This window comes from Archangium sp., assembly GCF_036389735.1.
GTDB lineage: Bacteria > Myxococcota > Myxococcia > Myxococcales > Myxococcaceae > Archangium.
Genome location: NZ_DASVWK010001031.1, coordinates 1 through 15,828, shown reverse-complemented (window position 1 = coordinate 15,828; position 15,828 = coordinate 1). Strand labels below are relative to the sequence as shown.

The window sequence follows — 15,828 nt, the reverse complement described above, 5'->3', positions numbered from 1 at the left end:
TCCACCATCGTGTTGATGGTGTTCTTCAGCTCGAGGATCTCGCCCTTCACGTCCACGGTGACCTTCTTGGAGAGGTCACCGTTGGCGACGGCGGTCGTCACCTTGGCGATGTCGCGCACCTGGGTGGTGAGCGAACCGGCCATGGAGTTCACGTTGTCGGTGAGGTCCTTCCACGTACCGGCGACGCCTTCCACCTGCGCCTGGCCGCCCAGCTTGCCCTCGGTGCCCACATCCTTGGCGACGCGGGTCACTTCCGAGGCGAACGAGGAGAGCTGGTCCACCATCGTGTTGATGGTGTTCTTCAGGGCGAGAATCTCGCCCTTCACGTCCACGGTGATCTTCTTGGACAGATCACCCCGGGCCACCGCGGTCGTCACCTCGGCGATGTTACGCACCTGGGCGGTGAGGCCGCTGGCCATCGAGTTCACGTTGTCCGTCAGGTCCTTCCAGGTACCGGACACGCCCTGCACCTGCGCCTGACCACCCAGCTTGCCCTCGGTACCCACCTCGCGGGCAACGCGGGTCACCTCACCGGAGAAGGTGTTGAGGTTGTCCACCATCGTGTTGATGGTGTTCTTCAGCTCGGCGATCTCACCACGCACGTCCACGGTGATCTTCTTGGACAGGTCACCGTTGGCGACAGCCGTCGTCACCTTGGCGATGTCTCGCACCTGGGCGGTGAGGCCGCTGGCCATGCTGTTCACGCTGTCGGTCAGGTCCTTCCAGGTGCCGCTGACACCCTCGACCTTCGCCTGACCGCCCAGCTTTCCTTCGGTACCCACCTCGCGAGCGACGCGGGTCACTTCGGAAGCGAAGGAGGAGAGCTGATCCACCATCGTGTTGATGGTGTTCTTGAGGGCGAGGATTTCGCCCTTCACGTCCACGGTGACCTTCTTGGAGAGGTCGCCGCGGGCCACCGCCGTGGTGACATCCGCGATGTCACGCACCTGGGCGGTGAGGTTGGAGGCCATCTGGTTCACGGAGTCCGTGAGGTCCTTCCACGTACCGGACACGCCCTCCACCTTGGCCTGTCCACCCAGCTTTCCTTCCGTACCCACCTCGCGCGCGACGCGCGTCACCTCGCCGGAGAAGGTGTTGAGGTTGTCCACCATCTTGTTGATGGTGTTCTTGAGCTCGAGGATTTCTCCTTTCACGTCCACGGTCACCTTCTGACCGAGGTCTCCGTTGGCGACGGCGGTGGCCACCTTGGCGATGTCTCGCACCTGGGCGGTGAGGCCGCTGGCCATCGAGTTCACGTTGTCGGTGAGGTCCTTCCAGGTGCCGGACACGCCCTTCACCTGGGCCTGACCACCGAGCTTTCCTTCCGTACCCACTTCGCGCGCGACGCGGGTCACTTCGCCGGAGAAGGTATTGAGGTTGTCCACCATCGTGTTGATGGTGTTCTTCAGCTCGGCGATCTCTCCGCGCACGTCCACGGTGATCTTCTTGGAGAGGTCACCGTTGGCGACGGCCGTCGTCACCTTGGCGATGTCACGCACCTGGTCGGTGAGCTTGCTCGCCATCAGGTTCACGCTGTCGGTCAGCTCCTTCCAGGTGCCGGACACGGCGCGCAGGACGGCCTGACCGCCCAGCTTTCCTTCCGTACCCACCTCGCGAGCGACGCGCGTCACTTCGCTGGCGAACGAGGCGAGCTGGGCCAGGGTGGAGTTGATGACCTGGGCGGTGCGGAGGAACTCGCCCTTGAGGGGGCGGCCATCGAACTCGAGCGCCATGCTCTGGCTCAAGTCACCCTTGGCCACCGCGCCGATGACGCGGGCCACCTCGGTGGTGGGCTGGGCCAGGTCGGAGATGAGCGAGTTGACCGACTCCACGCACGCCTGCCAGCCGCCGGAGGCGTGGTTGAGGGTGGCGCGCTGGGTGATGCGGCCCTCGCGGCCCACCACCTGGCTCATGCGCTCGAACTCGGACGTCAACGACTCGTTGAGGCCGATGATCTCGTTGAGCGTGTCATAGAGCTTCCCGGTGGTGCCGGTCTTGTCCTCGGGCATGCGGACGCTGAAGTCACCCTTGCGGACCGACTGGAGCGTCTTGAGGAGAAGCTTCGTATCGAGCGCGTTCTCGTTCTGCGCCTTTTCGGGCTGCGTGGCCATGTCTGGTGCGTCTCCTGTGCTGCTATTCCGGCGACGGGGGATTCGCGAGGGGGGACTCGCCGTCACCGCGAGAGGGGGTTGGGGGGAAAAGCGGCGTTCAGGCGGCCGCTGTACAGAGCTTCTTCAAGACTTGGGACAGGTCATCCGAGGACACGGGCTTGACGAGGTGGGCATCGAACCCGGCCTCCAGCGCGCGTTTGCGATCATCGGCGTGGCCGTAGCCGGTGAGGGCCACGAGCCGGGTGTCGGCACCTCCGGCGGAAGCGCGGACGAGCTCGGCGACCTTGTAGCCGTCCAGCTCCGGCAGGCCGATGTCCACCAGCGCCACCTGGGGCCGGTGGGAGAGCACCATGTCCACGGCGGAGCGGCCGTCGCTCGCCTCATCGACGCGGTGGCCGTGGAGCTCGAGCAGGTCGCGCAGCGTCTCGCGGATGTCCGTGTTGTCCTCCACCAGGAGGATGTGGAGCGGCTGGAGCCGGCCCGAGGCGGCGGCGGCCTTCGTCGAGGTGGTGAGCGCGAGCGCCGCGGGCATCTCGGGAGGCAGGGGGAGGCGGACGGTGAACTCGCTGCCCTTGGTGAGGCCCTCGCTGCGGGCGGACACGCTGCCGCCGTGCATCTCCACCAGGCTGCGCACCAGGGTGAGGCCCAGGCCGAGCCCGCCCTGGGCCCGGTCATTGCCCGGATCCACCTGGACGAAGAGGTCGAAGACGCGGTGGAGCATCTCCGGCTTCAGGCCGATGCCGCTGTCGCGCACGCTGAGCATCAGCTCGTCGCCCTGGCGCTCGGCCTTCAGGTGGATGCGGCCCCCCGCGGGCGTGTACTTGGCCGCGTTGTGCAGCAGGTTGGCCACCACCTGCGTCATGCGGGTGGGGTCCACGTTGAGCATCAGCGTCTCCTCGGGAAGGGAGACGGTGAGCTCGTGGTGGCGCTGGGTGACGATGGGCTCACAGGCCTGCACCGCGCCCTCCACCAGGTCCGTCAGCGTCACGGGCAGGGGCTTGAGTTCTACCTTCCCGCGGGTGATGCGGCTGACGTCCAGCAGGTCATCCACCAGCCGCGTCATGTGCGCCACCTGGCGGTCCGCGCTGGCGATGGTGCGCTGGATGATGTCGTCCTGCCACATGCGCAGCCGGAAGACCTCCAGGGCGTGGCGCACGGGGGCCAGGGGGTTGCGCAGCTCGTGGGCGAGCATGGCGAGGAACTCGTCCTTGCGGCGGTCCGCGTCGCGCAGCGCGGCGATGAGCCGCTCGCGCTCCAGGGCGACTGCGACCTGGTCGCACACGCCCTGCATGAGGGACAGCTCGTCCTCGGTGAAGACGCGCGGGGTGCGGGTGCCGAAGGCCAGCGTCCCCAGCGCCCGGCCCTGGCTGAGCAGCGGGTAGCACGCGAGCGCGGACAGGCCCACCTCCGGGGCGGCGTCCGGCACGGGCCCGTTGGCGGCGGCGCCCCCATCGAGCACCCAGCGATGGAGTTCGGCGGCCACGTGGCCCGCGACGCCCTGTCCGGGCTCCAGGCGCTCCAGCCGCGGTAGCTGTCCCAGCGAGAGACCCGAGTAGGACGATAGCAGCAGCGCGTTGTTGCCCTCCTGGGCGAGGTAGCCCATGAAGACCTCCAGCCCCAGGTGCTCCGAGAGCTGGTGGTAGACGCTGTCCAGCAGGGGGCGCCCGTCGGTGCCCTTGAGGAGCCGGCTGGCGGTGTCCGCCAACAGCCGCAGCCGTACGTTGCTCTCGTGCAGCGCCGTCTGGGCCTGCTCCTTCTCGCTCACCAGTCGCGCCAGCTCCTGGGCGCGCTGCTCGTGGGCCTCGGACACCTTGCGCTCGCGCTCCATCTCCTGCTGGAGCAGGGAGCGCTCGTAATGCGTGCGGGCCTCGGCCAGCTGCCGCTCGTGCTCGCGCGTCTCCGCGTGGCGCAGCAGGTCCGCCTGCCGGCGCACCTCCTCCGTCTTGCGGTGCAGATCCAGGAACACCGCCACCTTCGTCCGGAGGATTTCGGGGACGATGGGCTTGAAGAGGTAGTCCACCGCGCCCAGCTCGTAGCCGCGGGTGACGTTCACCTCGCTGCGGTTGAAGGCGGTGATGAAGATGATGGGAATTTGCCGCGTGCGCTCGCGCATGCGGATGAGGCTCGCCGTCTCGTAGCCGTCCATCCCCGGCATCTGCACGTCGAGCAGGATGAGGGCGAAGTCCCGATCCAGCAGCAACCGCAGCGCCTCGTCGCCCGACGAGGCGGGGATCATGTTGGCACCCAGGTCGGCCATGAGCACCTCCAGGGAACGGAGGTTGGCCGGAGTGTCATCAACCGCCAGGACGTCGACACGGGAGGGCACGGAGAGGGGGGACATAGTTGGCGTGACGGCGGTCGTGCGTGCGGTCCGGGGATCAGACACCGGCGGACTGTTTACCGCTTTTGGACGTGCCAACCCAGGGCGAACCATGAACACGCTGTCGGCTGACCGACTAGCAGACGGCCCGCCGTGCCGGGGAATGTCCTCTGCCCGACATCCGGAGGCCTGGAACGGGGTGGGATTGACGGGGAGTGGACAGAAAAATCCACCCAAAGTCAGGGAGGGGCTTCCGCCTGCCCACCCCACTTCCTAGCGGGGGCGAGGTGGGTGCCGGGGCAGGTGCGCCGTGAAGGTCGTGCCCCGCTCCTGGGAGGAGTCCACGGAGACAGTGCCCCCATGGGCGCGGGCGATCTGCTGCACGATGTAGAGGCCGAGTCCGATGCTCCCGGCCTGCCCGGTGCGACGTGCTCCTTCGCCGCGCTTCATGGGGGCGAAGAGCTGGGGCATCACGGCGGCGGGAATGGGCTTCCCCTGGTTGTGGACCGAGAGCGCCACGGACTCGGGCTCGCCCTGGACACGCACCCGCACGGGCGCGTCTTCCAGGCCATGGTACAGGGCGTTGTTGACCAGGTTGGTGAGGAGCTGGGCGATCCGGTCCGCGTCCCACTCTCCCTGTCCGTCTCCGACATGCTCCACCTGAAGCTCGCGCTCGGGATGCGACAGCCGTACCTCCTCCATCACCAGGTCCACTAACTCGTGCAGGTCCAGGGGGGCGTGTTGGAGGGCGAAGCCCCCGCCCATTCGCGCCTGGGTGAAGTCGAGCAGGCTGGCGATCAGCCGCTGGGCCCGCTCGGCCGAGGAGAGGATCCTGCTGACCGAGGAGACGTGCCGGAGGCTGAGGTCCTTGCTCCGCAGCAGCAGTACGGCCCCGAGGGTGATGGCGGAGAGGGGGGTTCGCAGGTCATGGCTGACGATGCCGATGAGCTGCTGCTCGAACTCCGCCCGGTCGCGCAGTTCGGCCTCGACGCGCTTGCGCTCGGTGATGTCCCGGGTGACTTTGATGAACCCCCGGTGGACGCCCTCCTGGTCCGCGAGGGGCCGCAGGATGACATGGGCGTCGAAGAGCTCGCCCCCCTTGCGCACCCGAACCACCTCGCGCTCGTAGACGCCTTTCTCCGCGGCCAGCCGCATCTCCTCCTCGGGCTTTCCCTCTTGTCTTTCCTCCTGGGTGAAGAGCATGGCGAAGGGCTGGCCGATCGCCTCCTCGGCCGTGTAGCCCTTCATGCGCTCGGCCCCCGGGTTCCAACTGGCGATGCGGCCCTCGGTGTCCACCCGGAAGACGGCGTAGTCCTTGATGTCCTCCAGGTTCAGATGGAACCGTTCGTCGCGCTCTCTCTCGGGCATGGGCCTCCCAGGCTCCTTTCCAGGTGGAGCGTTCCGCCCTGAAGGTAATCCTCGTGCAGGGGATGACTCGGGCAGCGCGCCAGGCAGGTCCCCTGCTCAGTAGACAATGCTTGTCGCGTGGCTGAGGATGGCGCCGACGCGCGGCTCCAGGAAGCCCACGTCGTACACGAGGGCTTGAGGAGGGCCATTGCCGCTGGGCGCGAGCCCACGAGGCGCCTGAACACTCCGCACCTCCCCAGCAAGCCGCGGGGACCTGGTACGACTACCCCTCTGCCTACGAGTGCGGGCCCTTTCCAGGCGGGAGTGCTCAGTGCGCTGACCGCGAGGGTTCGGAGATCCGCTCCAGCGTCTGCCCCGTGGTGGCCTCGCTCGTCTCTTGCGCGAGATCGCCCAGCGACACGATGCCGATCAGGTTCCGGTGGTCGTCCACCACCAGCAGCCGGCGGAGCTGCCTGTCGCGCATCAGCTCCGTCGCCTCGTCCAGGCTGGCGTCCGGGTGGATGAACTCGACGTCCTCGGTCATCACCGAGGAGACCCGCGAGGTGTTGGGATCGTGCCCCAGGGCGATGCCGCGCTCCTCGAGGTCGCGGTCCGTCACCTCTCCCACCAGGCGGTCGCCGTCGCGGATGGGTAGGGGCCCCACGTTGAACTGCCGCATCTTCTCCGCGGCCTGTCTCAGCGTCGCGTCGGGAGAGAGCACCTCCACATCGCGCGTCATCACGTCCTTGATCCGCTTCATGCCCCGTCGCTCCTCTGTCAGATGGGCCGCGCCCAGAACGCCCGCAGGTCCGCCGGCAGCGCGTGCGCCACCTGCTCGGCCTCGCCCTCGGTGACGTGGGCACGCACCGTGGCGAAGACCGCCCGCGTCACGCTCTCGGCCCGCGTCGTGTCCTCGCCGAGGTCCTCCGCCACCTTCTGGAGGAGTTCGTCGACGCTGAACGTCCGGGGGGACCGCTCGCGCTGGGGAGCACAGGCCCGGAGCGCCTCCTGAAGCTTCATCGGGAGCTGGGCCCTCAGGTCGTCCGCCGCCGGCTGGAGGAGCCGCTGCTCCAGCGCGCACAGCACCGAGACGAGGGCCTTCTCGGATCGCTCCCTCGGCAGGCCGCTCCGCTCACAGAAGTGCTTCAGGAACAGGGCGTACGTCTGGGCGTGCTTCGCCTCGTGTCTCCGCGAGCGGAGGTCCTGCCCGGATTGGCCAAAGCCCTCGCTGTCGTCCGACATGGTGGACCTCCTTCTCCGGTACAGGGTGCGTATCCGGAGGGGGAGTTGCACCCGTCGAAGGCCCGGGCAGGGAGGGAGCGGGGGAGCGGGCTCAGCTCGTCTGCCGGAAGGCGGCGAGGGCGAACAGCAGCCAGCCCGCGAGGAAGCCGAGCCCCCCCAGCGGGGTGATGGCGCCCAGGGCCCTCACCCCGGAGAGCGCCAGCGCGTACAGGCTCCCCGAGAAGAGCACGATGCCGGCCAGCATCGCCCAGCCCGCCCCGTTCAGCAGTGGGCTGGGCCGCGACTGCGCGAGCAGTCCAATCGCGATCAGCCCCAGTGAGTGGTACATGTGATAGCGCGCGCCCGTTTCGAAGATCGCCAGGAGGTCCGGAGCGAGCCTCGCTCGCAGGGCGTGCGCACCGAATGCTCCCGCCGCCACAGACAGGAACGCGTTTGTCGCGCCGAGAATGAGCCACAGTCGCATCATCGTGGCAACCTACCGCGCCTCCCCCCGCGCGTCTCTACTTCCTTCCCGATGCCCGCTCCCTCCTCCAAGAAGCCCTCCTCCCGCAAGATGCCCACCCTCTCGCCCCAGCCCTTCGAGCTGCGGGCCTCGTCCATCCAGGGACGCGGTGCCTTCGCCACCCGCGCCATCCGCAAGGGCGCCCGCATCATCGAGTACCTCGGCGAGCGCATCTCCCAGGCCGTGGCCGACGAGCGCTACGACGACTCGACCATGTCCCGCCACCACACGTTCCTCTTCAACGTGGACGAGGACACCGTCATCGACGCCGCCCACGAGGGCAATGACGCACGCTTCATCAACCACTCGTGCGACCCCAACTGCCAGGCCTTCCTCGAGGGCGACCGCATCTACATCTACGCCCTGCGCAACATCGCCGTGGGCGATGAGCTCTGCTACGACTACTCCTACGACCGCACCGAGGACATGGGCCCCGAGGAGGAGAAGCTCTACGTCTGCCGCTGCGGCGCCGCCTCCTGCCGTGGCACCATCCTCGCCCCCCTGAAGACGGACGAGACGGAGTCCGCTCCCAAGAAGAAGACCCGGGCCAAGACCAAGACCAAGACCCAGAGCAAGTCCAAGGTCTCGGCCAGCTCCAAGCGCGGCGGCGGCAAGCCCGGCGGCGGCTCCAGGACTCGCGGCAAGACCCGCGCGGCCCGCGGCTGATACGGGGGCGCTCCCTGGGGGCTCATGGGCTCGACCCGGGGCCTGGAGACCCTCACCCCGTCCCTCTTCCGAAGGGAGAGGTGGGGGGGCGGGCATGAACGATGGACAGCCAGGGTTGAAACGGGCACCGTCCCGCCCGACTCGCACGGAGGTCCCCTTTGTCCCTCTCCCTCTTCGCGGCGCTCGCCCTCTCCGCCGCTCCCGCCCCCTCTCAGCCCTTCACCATCCAGGATCAGGTCCTGATGCGTCGGCTCTCCAGTCCGAGCGTCTCGCCCGATGGTCAGCGCGTCGCCTTCGTGCTGCGCTCCACCGACCTGGAGGCCAACAAGGGCCGCACCGACCTGTGGCTCATCAACGCCGATGGTTCCGGGCTGCGTCAGCTCACCTTCTCCCCCGAGAGCGAGGGTCAGCCCGTCTGGAGCCCCGATGGGCGGAGCCTCTTCTTCCTCTCCCCGCGCGGTGGTTCCAGCCAGGTGTTCCGCCTCCCGCTCGATGGGGGCGAGGCCCAGGCCGTCACGAAGCTGCCCCTCGACGTGGGCGCCTTTGGTCTGTCGCCCGATGGCAAGACGCTCGCCGTCGCCCTGGAGGTCTACCCCGACTGCCCCACGCTGGAGTGCACCACCCAGCGTCTGAAGGAGAAGTCCCAGAAGAAGACCACCGGCCAGGTCTACGACAAGCTCTTCGTCCGTCACTGGGACACCTGGAAGGAGGGCCGGCGCTCGCACCTCTTCGTCCTCCCGGTGGACGGCGGTGCCGCCCCGCGCGACGTGATGGTGGGCATGGACGCCGACGGCCCCAGCAAGCCCTTCGGCGGCCCCGAGGAGTTCACCTTCACCCCGGACGGCAAGGGGCTCGTCTTCACCGCGCGTGACGTGGGTAGAAGCGAGTCCTGGTCCACCGACCTGGACCTCTTCCTCGCCTCGGTGGACAAGCCCGGCACCCCCCGCAAGCTCACCGAGAAGAACCGCGCCACCGACACCCAGCCCGTGTTCAGCCCGGACGGCAAGACGCTCGCGTACCTGGCCATGGCCCGCCCGGGCTTCGAGGCGGACCGTCTGCGCGTGGTGCTGCGCTCGTGGCCCGAGGGCAAGGAGCGCGTCCTCGCCGAGCCATGGGACCGCTCGGTCGGCTCGCTCACCTGGAGCCCGGATGGCAAGTCGGTGCTCGTCACCGCCGATGACCTCGGCCACCACCGCGTCTTCTCGCTCGACGTGGCGAGCGGCCAGGTGACGGCCATCAGCGGGCCGGGCTACGCCACCGAGCCCCAGCCGGTGGCGGACGGCCGCGTCGTCTTCGTGCGCGACGACCTGAAGTCGCCCGCGGACCTCTACTCGGTGCGCGCGGACGGGAGCGAGCCGCGCCAGCTCACGCGCGTCAACGAGGCCGCCCTGGCCCGCATCCGCTTCGGCGACTACGAGCAGTTCGAATTCCCGGGCTGGAATGGCGAGACGGTGCGCGGCTACGTGGTGAAGCCCGCCAATTTCGACCCGAAGAAGAAGTACCCGGTGGCCTTCCTCATCCACGGCGGTCCCCAGGGCAGCTTCGGCAACCACTTCCACTACCGGTGGAACCCGCAGACGTACGCGGGCCGGGGCTACGCGGCGGTGATGATCGACTTCCACGGCTCCACGGGTTACGGCCAGGGCTTCACCGACTCCATCAGCGGGGACTGGGGCGGCAAGCCGCTGGAGGATCTCCAGAAGGGCCTGGAGGCCGCGGTGAAGCGCTATGGCTTCCTGGACGGCGACAAGGTGTGCGCGCTGGGGGCGAGCTACGGCGGGTTCATGATCAACTGGATCGCCGGGCAGATGCCGGAGCGCTTCCGGTGCCTGGTGAACCACGACGGCAACCTCGACGAGAAGATGGCGTACTTCAACACCGAGGAGCTGTGGTTCCCGGAGTGGGAGCACGGGGGCACGCCGTGGGAGAAGCCGGAGGGGTACACGAAGCACAACCCCATCGACCACGTGGCGAAGTGGAAGACGCCGATGCTCGTCATCCACGGCGGACAGGACTTCCGCGTGGTGGACACCCAGGGCCTGTCCACCTTCACGGTGCTCCAGCGCCGGGGCATTCCCTCCAAGCTGCTCTACTTCCCGGATGAGAACCACTGGGTGGTGAAGCCGGCCAACAGCATCCACTGGCACGAGACCGTGCTGGACTGGCTGGACCAGTGGACCCAGGGCGCGAAGAAGCCGGCGGGTCCGTCGGCGACGCCCTCGGCCAGGTCCGCGCCTTGAACCTGGCCTTTTCACTTCACGTCATTCACGTGAGGTGACGGCGGACACGCACCGCCAGTGGGGTAGGGTGACCCGCTGGCGGGCCGGACAGTCCGGCCTCGCGCTCAAGGAGGCTTCATGAAGTCGCGTCCGTCTCGCGTCCTCGCGGCCCTGTTCGTCACCGTCCTGTCGCTCCATGTGTCCGGCTGCTTCGGCTCGTTCGCCCTGACACGGAAGATCCACGCTCTCAACCAGGGGGTCCACGAGAGCAAGTTCGTGCAGTGGGCGCTGTTCCTCGGCCTCATCATCATCCCGGTGTACGGGGTGGGCTCGCTCGTCGACGCCCTGGTCTTCAACAGCCTGGAGTTCTGGACGGGCAGCAACCCGCTCGCCAACGCCGAGACCCAGGAGGATGGGACGCGGGTCGTCCGGCTGAGCCCCACGGACTCGCTGCGTCTGTCGCGTGACGGGGAGCATGGCGTGATGCGCGCCGAGCTGGTCCGCGAGGGCCAGGCGCCGATGGTGCGCTACTTCGAGCCGCTCGACGACGGCATGGCCGTGCGGGACGAGGCGGGCTCGCTCCTGCTGCGCGCCCGGGAGCGCGTGGACGGCGCGGTGGAGCTGACGGATGCCTCCGGTTCGGCGGTGACGGTGCACTCCCGCGAGGCCGTGGCCGAGGCCCGCGAGGCCTTCGCCCGGGAGGGTGTGGCCGGCCTCGCCAGCGCCGTGACGCCTCGCGTCTCCGCCATGCGGGGGCTCGCGCTCACCTGCACGGCCTGGTAGGTCGGGTGCGCCGCCCTGGGGCATGATGGGCGGGCCCATGACCTCGCCCCTCGACACGTACCGCGCCGAGTTCCCCGTCGTGGAGGAACAGCTCTACTTCAACCACGCCGGGGTCGCCCCCACCAGCCTGCGCGTCGCCAACGCCGTGCGCGAATGGACGGAGGAGCTCCTCCGCCACGGCGTGCGCCACGAGCGCGGCTGGGAGGCTCGCACCGAGAACACCCGCCAGCTCGCCGCACGGATCATCGGCGCCTCCCCGGAGGAGATCGCCTTCGTGCGCAACACCAGCCACGGCCTCGGGCTCGTCGCCGAGGGGCTCGACTGGCGGCCCGGAGACGAGGTCGCCGTCGCCGCGTCCATCGAGTACCCCTCCAACGTCTACCCGTGGATCCACCTGCGTGAGCGCGGCGTCGTGATGCGGGAGATCGAGCCACGCGACGGCGGCATCACCCCCGAGGCCGTCGCCGCCGCGCTCACCCCGCGCACCCGGCTGGTCGCCCTCAGCTCCGTCCAGTTCGCCTCCGGTTACCGCACCGACCTGGAGGCCATTGGTGCCCTCTGCGAGCGCTCGGGCGTCCTCTTCTGCGTGGATGGCATCCAGAGCGTGGGCTGCCTCCCCGTGGACGTGAAGAAGTGCCGCATCCACTTCCTCAGTGCCGACAGCCACAAGTGGATGATCGGCATCTCCGGCATCGGCTTTCTCTACGTGGACCGCGACGTGCTCCCCCGCGTGCGGCCCGTGCTCGTCGGCTGGCGCTCCACCACCGACGCCTGGAACTTCAACCGCTCCCACTTCGAGCTGCGCCCGGACGCCACGAAGTTCGAGGAGGGGAGTCACAACTACTGCGGCACCTATGCCCTCGGCGCGGCGCTCGGTCTGCTCCTGGAGGTGGGCCTGGAGAACGTCGAGGCCCGCATCCGCCAGCTCCTCACCCACGTGGATGGGGAGCTGCGGGCCCTGGGGTGTGAGACCGGGCCCTCTCCCGAGCACCGCGCCGGCATCCTCACCTTCCTGCCTCCCCGGGGCGAGGTGAGGGCGCTCGCCTCGTATCTCTCCGAGCGTGACGTCAGCTACTCGCTCCGGCGCGGGCGCATCCGCATCTCGCCCCACTTCTACAACCAGCCCGAGGAGTTGGACCGGTTGGTGGAGCTGGTGCGCGGGTTCTGCGGGAAGTGACGGGCCTACTGCGCGGGGAACAGGTTCTCGATGGAGAGGTAGCGCTCGCCCGTGTCGTAGCAGAAGCACAGCACCCGGCTGTTGTCCGGGAGATCCGTCAGCTTCTTGTTCACCGCCGCCAGTGCCGCTCCCGAGGAGATGCCCACGAAGATGCCCTCCTCGCGCGCCGAGCGCTTGGCGAACTCGAAGGCCTCCTCCTCCGTCACCTGGATGACCCCGTCCAGCGTGTCCTTGTGCAGGTTCTTCGGGATGAAGCCCGCGCCGATTCCCTGGATCGGGTGCGGCCCCGGCGCTCCACCGCTGATCACCGGCGACTTCGCCGGCTCCACCGCGAACACCTTCAGCTTCGGCCACAGCGGCTTGAGCACCTCGGCGACCGCCGTGATGTGCCCGCCCGTCCCCACTCCCGTGATGATGTAGTCCAGCCCCTCCGGGAAGTCCTTGAGGATCTCCTGGGCCGTCGTGCGCTTGTGGACCTCGATGTTCGACTCGTTCTCGAACTGCTGCGGCATCCACGCCTTGGGGTTCTGCGCCACCAGCTCCTGCGCCCGGGCAATCGCACCCTTCATGCCCTGCGCCCGCGGCGTCAGCTCGAACGTCGCCCCGTAGGCCGCCATCAGCCGGCGCCGCTCGATGCTCATCGACTCGGGCATCACCAGCACCAGCTTGTAGCCCTTCACCGCCGCCACCATCGCCAGGCCGATGCCCGTGTTGCCCGACGTCGGCTCGATGATGACGCTGTCCTGCTTCAGCAGACCCCGCTTCTCCGCGTCCTCGATCATCGCCAGCCCGATGCGGTCCTTGATGCTCCCGCCCGGATTGGCCCGCTCGAGCTTCATGTGCACCTCGACGCGCGAGGGGAAGAGCCGGTTGATTCGGACGTGCGGCGTGTTGCCGATCGTCTCCAGGATGTTGTTGACCTTCATGGTGGGTGGGCCTCGTCAGGGAGGGGTCTGCTGTGACAGATGGACGTCTGTTATATCAGATGTGATACTCCAGTTCGTCGAATTCTTCCGCTCCCCCGTGTCGGGGGCGGACCTCGCTGCGGCGGGTGACGAGGGACTCGGCGGGGATGCTGTGGGTGATGAAGGCGTTGCCGGCGATGACGCTGCCTCGGCCCACCACCGTGGTGCCTCCGAGGATGGTGGCGTTGGCGTACACCACCACGTCGTCCTCGATGGTGGGGTGGCGCTTCTTGTCCGCCAGGTCCTTCTGCACCTGGAGCGCGCCCAGCGTCACGCCCTGGTAGATCTTCACCCCGGTGCCGATGAGGGTCGTCTCGCCAATCACCACGCCGGTGCCGTGGTCGATGACGAAGCGCCGCCCGATGGTGGCCCCGGGGTGGATGTCCACGCCCGTGCGCTGGTGCGCCAGCTCCGTGAGGAGGCGGGGCAGCAGGGGGAAGCCCAGCCGGTGCAGGGCATGCGCCACCCGGTAGATGGCGATGGCGTAGAAGCCCGGGTAGGTGAGGATGACCTCGTCCACGCTGCGGGCCGCCGGATCCGCCTCGAAGATGGCCTCCGCGTCCTGGCGCAGCCACTCGTAGAGGTCCGGCAGCTGCTCCATGAAGCGGCCGGGCAGCTCCGGCGACAGGCCGGGATAGCGCGCCCCGAGCGTGGTCAGCGCTCGCGTCAGCACCGCCTCCACCACCGCCACCTCGGAGCGGACGCCGACGGCGCTACAGTCCATCCGCTCGGAGAAGTGGGGGAAGAGCAGTGCCAGCACCCTGTCGATGAGCTCCGGCGCCGCGGCGCGTACGTCCGGAGGGAAGCAGTGGTGCTGGCGGGCCTCGATGAGGGTCTGGATCAGCCGACCGTTGGGTTCGTCCATGCGGGGGACACGTTACCCGCTAGTAGCGACCCCCGCCCAGTGCGCTGACGGCGGCCGACAGAATGCGGTCTTCCACACCCCATACGGCCTTGTTGAGTCCCTTGATGCCCGCGCCCCGCAGGTAGTCCGTGAAGTCGTGCAGGGCGGTGGAGCGCTGCATGCGCTCCGTCTTCGCCGCGTAGAGCAGCGGGGTGCCCGGCGCTCCCGTCATCCCCAGGTCCGGACAGGCCTCGGACAGCTTCTGGGCATCGATCCCCGTCGCCGCCGACATCAGCGCCACGGTGAACTTGTGGACCGGCAGCTCCCGCGCGTTGGGAATCTTCTTCAGCACCTGCTCGCGCGTCTTCGGGCCCGAGTCCAGCTGATCCAACGTCACCTTGGACATGGCGAGCAGCTGCTCGTTGGTGACGTGCTTGTTGTCCAGGATGGCCCGGCGGAAGAGGCTCTCCGGGGTGTCACCCTTGATCTTGATGTCGCACCCCTTCAGGCGCTCCAGCATGACGTTGATGGCCTTGCCGACCTCCGAGTCCGCCGGGCCCCGCCAGGTGCCTTGAGCGGCCTGGGTGGTCAGGGCCGCCTTGGCGCCCAGGGCCGAGAAGCCGCTCTTCTGGGTGTGCCCCAGGGCCTGGGCGGCGCTCGCCGTGACCGCGGCCGGCGTGGACTCGGCCCGGGCGGGCTGGAGGGGCAGCTTGATGGCAACGGGGCGACGGCCAATCGGGTCCATGAACCAACCTCTGGAGGCGACCCGGGGAAAAGGTCGGGTGCTGGAAGCATTGTCGCGGATCCCCCCCAAAGGTTGCGTGCCCCCTCCTGTAGACTCCGCGTGCCATGCCCTCGCGCTCCCTGTTGCTCGCGGCCCTCGGCCTCTCCCTCGTGGCCTGCCAGACCGCCGCTCCGGCCGTCCTGCCGGTGCCCGAGGAGGCCGCCTCCCCGGTGGTTCAGGCGCCGTCCCAGGAGGACCGCATCCGCGTGCTGACGGTGGACGGGACGCCCTTCGCCCCCGGCAAGACGGTGCGCGTGGAGGCCACGGTGTGGGCCTGGGCTGGCAGCCCGACGTCGGACAAGCTGGACCTCTACTTCACGGCCGACGCCAACAACCCGAGCTGGCGGTACCTCACCACCCTCACCCCGACCGTGGGCGGCGAGGAGACGCTCTCGGCGACGTACGTGCTGCCCGTCGGCAAGGTGCAGGCCGTCCGAGCCCGCTTCCGCTACGGCGGTAGCGTGGCCGCCTGCACCCTGGGCGACTCCTACGACGACCAGGACGATCTGGTCTTCGCCGTGCAGTGAGCCGGGCCGGGTGACGCCTCGCCGCTCCGAATCGGGGGCGGCGGGGCGTTGCCGTGGTTGGAATGGGGCGCGGTCCGGTGCGAGTCTCCGGGGGCCCCATGAAGACGACCCTGACCGCCCAGAGCCTCTCGGCCACCCGCGCCTCCCTGAAGGAGGCGAGTGCCTCCCTCGACCCCCGACGGCAGCCCATCCATGTCGTCTATGGAGGGGCCCACCTCTTCAAGGCGGAGACGGCCTCGAAGCTGGCCGAGGTGGCGCTGCGCTCCCTGGAGGAGCACGCGCCGGATGCGCGCACCCTGGCCCGCGCGCTGGGGCTGGCGGAGGAGGGCTCCCTGGCGGAG

Annotated in this window: 15 protein-coding genes; 6 read left to right on the top strand and 9 right to left on the bottom strand. The window is 68.8% G+C overall.

Annotated elements, in window-relative coordinates:
• The 6 genes from VF794_RS36775 to VF794_RS36750 all read right to left on the bottom strand — a co-directional run.
• Positions 1-2,111: HAMP domain-containing protein (locus VF794_RS36775; protein ID WP_331117860.1), on the bottom strand; the 2,111-nt coding region annotated here is incomplete at its 3' end.
• 97 nt (positions 2,112-2,208) lie between these two features.
• On the bottom strand, positions 2,209-4,452 hold the full coding sequence (locus VF794_RS36770) for a response regulator (RefSeq protein ID WP_331117858.1): 2,244 nt from the start codon (positions 4,450-4,452) through the stop codon (positions 2,209-2,211).
• A 252-nt stretch (positions 4,453-4,704) separates the two neighbouring features.
• Complete coding sequence (locus VF794_RS36765) at positions 4,705-5,799, bottom strand: PAS domain-containing sensor histidine kinase (RefSeq protein ID WP_331117856.1); 1,095 nt, start codon at positions 5,797-5,799, stop codon at positions 4,705-4,707.
• Positions 5,800-6,106: 307 nt separating this feature from the next.
• Positions 6,107-6,538 carry a CBS domain-containing protein gene (locus VF794_RS36760; RefSeq protein WP_331117854.1) on the bottom strand — a complete coding sequence of 144 codons (432 nt, stop codon included), beginning with the start codon at positions 6,536-6,538 and terminating at the stop codon, positions 6,107-6,109.
• 17 nt (positions 6,539-6,555) lie between these two features.
• Entirely contained in the window at positions 6,556-7,020 is a 465-nt protein-coding gene (locus tag VF794_RS36755; RefSeq protein ID WP_331117852.1) for a DUF2267 domain-containing protein, read from the bottom strand.
• Positions 7,021-7,111: 91 nt separating this feature from the next.
• Positions 7,112-7,486, bottom strand: coding sequence for a DUF423 domain-containing protein (locus VF794_RS36750; protein ID WP_331117850.1), 375 nt, complete (start codon positions 7,484-7,486; stop codon positions 7,112-7,114).
• Positions 7,487-7,534: 48 nt separating this feature from the next.
• Between VF794_RS36750 and VF794_RS36745 the strand changes: the two genes are divergently transcribed.
• The 4 genes from VF794_RS36745 to VF794_RS36730 all read left to right on the top strand — a co-directional run bounded on the left by VF794_RS36745 (position 7,535) and on the right by VF794_RS36730 (position 12,367).
• Positions 7,535-8,188: an SET domain-containing protein gene (locus tag VF794_RS36745; RefSeq protein ID WP_331117848.1), complete on the top strand. Its 654-nt coding sequence runs from the start codon at positions 7,535-7,537 to the stop codon at positions 8,186-8,188.
• Positions 8,189-8,346: 158 nt separating this feature from the next.
• Positions 8,347-10,428: a S9 family peptidase gene (locus VF794_RS36740; RefSeq protein ID WP_331117846.1), complete on the top strand. Its 2,082-nt coding sequence runs from the start codon at positions 8,347-8,349 to the stop codon at positions 10,426-10,428.
• A 117-nt stretch (positions 10,429-10,545) separates the two neighbouring features.
• Positions 10,546-11,190 carry a DUF3332 domain-containing protein gene (locus VF794_RS36735; protein WP_331117844.1) on the top strand — a complete coding sequence of 215 codons (645 nt, stop codon included), beginning with the start codon at positions 10,546-10,548 and terminating at the stop codon, positions 11,188-11,190.
• 37 nt (positions 11,191-11,227) lie between these two features.
• Positions 11,228-12,367: an aminotransferase class V-fold PLP-dependent enzyme gene (locus VF794_RS36730; protein ID WP_331117842.1), complete on the top strand. Its 1,140-nt coding sequence runs from the start codon at positions 11,228-11,230 to the stop codon at positions 12,365-12,367.
• Positions 12,368-12,372: 5 nt separating this feature from the next.
• Here the strand turns inward: VF794_RS36730 and cysK are convergent, their stop codons facing one another.
• Genes cysK through VF794_RS36715 form a run of 3 tightly spaced genes read right to left on the bottom strand, consistent with a single transcriptional unit; the run spans position 12,373 to position 14,921 of the window.
• A complete protein-coding gene (gene cysK, locus VF794_RS36725; protein WP_331117840.1) occupies positions 12,373-13,293 on the bottom strand; it encodes a cysteine synthase A in 921 nt (306 codons plus the stop codon).
• 55 nt (positions 13,294-13,348) lie between these two features.
• Positions 13,349-14,197, bottom strand: coding sequence for a serine O-acetyltransferase EpsC (gene epsC / locus VF794_RS36720; protein ID WP_331117838.1), 849 nt, complete (start codon positions 14,195-14,197; stop codon positions 13,349-13,351).
• A 19-nt stretch (positions 14,198-14,216) separates the two neighbouring features.
• Positions 14,217-14,921, bottom strand: coding sequence for a hypothetical protein (locus VF794_RS36715; RefSeq protein ID WP_331117836.1), 705 nt, complete (start codon positions 14,919-14,921; stop codon positions 14,217-14,219).
• A 104-nt stretch (positions 14,922-15,025) separates the two neighbouring features.
• Here VF794_RS36715 and VF794_RS36710 point away from each other — a divergent pair, with 104 nt between their 5' ends.
• Together VF794_RS36710 and VF794_RS36705 are read left to right on the top strand one after the other, a co-directional pair.
• Positions 15,026-15,487 (top strand): hypothetical protein, encoded by a 462-nt coding sequence (locus tag VF794_RS36710; RefSeq protein WP_331117834.1) that lies wholly within the window; start codon positions 15,026-15,028, stop codon positions 15,485-15,487.
• Positions 15,488-15,585: 98 nt separating this feature from the next.
• On the top strand, positions 15,586-15,828 hold a 243-nt coding region (locus VF794_RS36705; RefSeq protein ID WP_414641009.1), incomplete at its 3' end, for a DUF6986 family protein.

Excerpts from the sequence above, each read along its gene's own strand:
- VF794_RS36750 (WP_331117850.1), bottom strand. The coding sequence starts at position 7,486 with ATGATGCGACTGTGGCTCATTCTCGGCGCGACAAACGCGTTCCTGTCT.
- VF794_RS36730 (WP_331117842.1), top strand. The coding sequence starts at position 11,228 with ATGACCTCGCCCCTCGACACGTACCGCGCCGAGTTCCCCGTCGTGGAG.
- epsC (WP_331117838.1), bottom strand. The coding sequence starts at position 14,197 with ATGGACGAACCCAACGGTCGGCTGATCCAGACCCTCATCGAGGCCCGC.
- VF794_RS36745 (WP_331117848.1), top strand. The coding sequence starts at position 7,535 with ATGCCCGCTCCCTCCTCCAAGAAGCCCTCCTCCCGCAAGATGCCCACC.
- VF794_RS36735 (WP_331117844.1), top strand. The coding sequence starts at position 10,546 with ATGAAGTCGCGTCCGTCTCGCGTCCTCGCGGCCCTGTTCGTCACCGTC.
- VF794_RS36760 (WP_331117854.1), bottom strand. The coding sequence starts at position 6,538 with ATGAAGCGGATCAAGGACGTGATGACGCGCGATGTGGAGGTGCTCTCT.
- VF794_RS36770 (WP_331117858.1), bottom strand. The coding sequence starts at position 4,452 with ATGTCCCCCCTCTCCGTGCCCTCCCGTGTCGACGTCCTGGCGGTTGAT.
- VF794_RS36755 (WP_331117852.1), bottom strand. The coding sequence starts at position 7,020 with ATGTCGGACGACAGCGAGGGCTTTGGCCAATCCGGGCAGGACCTCCGC.
- VF794_RS36765 (WP_331117856.1), bottom strand. The coding sequence starts at position 5,799 with ATGCCCGAGAGAGAGCGCGACGAACGGTTCCATCTGAACCTGGAGGAC.
- VF794_RS36715 (WP_331117836.1), bottom strand. The coding sequence starts at position 14,921 with ATGGACCCGATTGGCCGTCGCCCCGTTGCCATCAAGCTGCCCCTCCAG.
- VF794_RS36710 (WP_331117834.1), top strand. The coding sequence starts at position 15,026 with ATGCCCTCGCGCTCCCTGTTGCTCGCGGCCCTCGGCCTCTCCCTCGTG.
- cysK (WP_331117840.1), bottom strand. The coding sequence starts at position 13,293 with ATGAAGGTCAACAACATCCTGGAGACGATCGGCAACACGCCGCACGTC.